The 1,881-nt window shown below is 51.0% G+C and carries 2 protein-coding genes; both read right to left on the bottom strand.

Going from position 1 to position 1,881, the window contains the following annotated elements; all coding sequences use genetic code 11:
- Positions 1–67 precede the first annotated feature (67 nt).
- Positions 68–886, bottom strand: coding sequence for a GIY-YIG nuclease family protein (locus B0W55_RS29245; protein WP_077049367.1), 819 nt, complete (start codon positions 884–886; stop codon positions 68–70).
- Positions 887–983: 97 nt separating this feature from the next.
- On the bottom strand, positions 984–1,466 hold the full coding sequence (locus B0W55_RS29250) for a cupin domain-containing protein (RefSeq protein ID WP_256576413.1): 483 nt from the start codon (positions 1,464–1,466) through the stop codon (positions 984–986).
- Positions 1,467–1,881: the final 415 nt, after the last annotated feature.

Here is a 1,881-nt window from a genome sequence, read left to right on the forward strand (position 1 = left end):
CACCTCTTACTCATGTTATGCCCGAACACAAAATTTCTGACACCCTCCCTAATTTAGAGCACCACTGTTAATTGATGTTGTGTCCAAACAGTCGAGTCAGCAATTTTTCTTTCCACTCCCCTTCTCTGACTATGATCTCCGTCTCTCCCGCCGCTGATGATGAAACTTCAAGTATGGAAACTTGAAATTCATGCTCTCCCAACGCTTTCAGGCCAATATTTCCACCATGTCCAGTAGCAAAATACTCTTCCCAACGTCCCCAGAAGCCGCCCGAGCCGTAAGCAGAGCCCACATACAACTTGCCTGTTTTGAGGCAGGTCAAAACATAAATACCACGAACCACTGACAGCGCCGTGCGCCAAGAATTGGGAACAGAGTTCAGTTCACGAATCGGCCAGCGGAAAGATCCGAATCCCGGGAAAGGAGGCTCGATCGCGACTCGGCGCATCTCCAAGACTTTTTTATCCTGGTTAACTGCCCGCTGTACCCAACTGCGTAGACCAAGACCCCATTCAATCACCAACCGCCCTGCATAATCTGACAGGTGATCATCAAGCAGCATGTCAAATTGGTGTAAACCACTGACATCCTCTCCAGTTACTGGATCCATCGTCCCTACAGGGACGATGGATTTACTGACGACCTGGTACATACCCACAAAGAGCGTCTCGTTAAGCGGAGTAGCTACGAACGATGCTACCCAATCAGCATTACTGAAAACATCTCTAGATTGGATCGATTGATACTTCTCAAATCGCCCATCGGCAGCGACCCAAAGATCGTAAGGTGTCTTACCCCGCGATGCGCGCTGATCCTGATGCCGAACCAACCGCACCTTTGATATGTCCAGCCCTGCGGCGTTCAAGAAAAAATTGAAGGTAACCACGCAAGCGTCCTTTTTAGGTGAACCCTCAATCTAACCTACTTCGAAACTGCAGCATCTAACTGGAACCAAAATTTCGCACAAGACACGAAAATCTATCTCACTTCGGCGTATTCCGCGGATCATCATGGCTATCGACATACTCAAGCCCCAACGGCCCTGTCCCATAAACCTGCGAGATGTACTCCCCAGACTTCGCCCAATGGAAATGCGGTGTATTGGCCGGGAGAATCACCACACTCCCCGGCCCATAGGCCACCAGTTTGTCCGGGTCAAAAACGGTACCGAAACCGATGTAGAACACACCAGACATGACGGTGTAGATGCGATCTTCAGGATGGGTGTGCGGCATCAGCTTGACGCCGTTGGGCACTTTGACTCGCACGACATAAGGCGCGGGCTTGCTGGGGTCGCCTGCGATGACCGCTAGTCTTACTTCCTTGGGGAAGGCAGGAAAGCTGCGCCATTCCACGTCTTCGTTATGTATTGAACCGACTTTACCGAGCGGCAAAGATTCGGCCTGGGCCAGCGATACTGCGGCGCCTGCCACTAAAAGTGCAGCCAGGCCAGCAGTTTTCATCATGCTCCGAATCATGGGAGGCACCTCATTTGTGCAGTGAGTAAGGTTCTGGAAACCGTCCGGGGGACTGTAATTCTGATGAGTAGTCATGAGAATGCGGGTACTGCGCATTACAGTTGATACGCAATGTAATCAATGACCTGCCCCAGAACTTACCCCTCTTACATCACGCTCACCAACGGTATGTCGCCGGCCCTATCGATGCCGTCGATGTTCACAATCACTTCAATGAAATTCTCTTAAAAATCCTGCGGCGTAACATCTGCTCCATACCAACTACTTACACCCGGAGCACACGATCATGAAACGCCAAATCCTTCTCAGCATCGCTTTCTCGGTTTTCGCAGTGAACGCATTTGCCGCTACCTCCGCTCAACCTGTCGTCGCTGAAGGCGGCTCGGATCGACTGATTGAAAGT

This window comes from Pseudomonas sp. KK4, from assembly GCF_001984065.1.
GTDB lineage: Bacteria > Pseudomonadota > Gammaproteobacteria > Pseudomonadales > Pseudomonadaceae > Aquipseudomonas.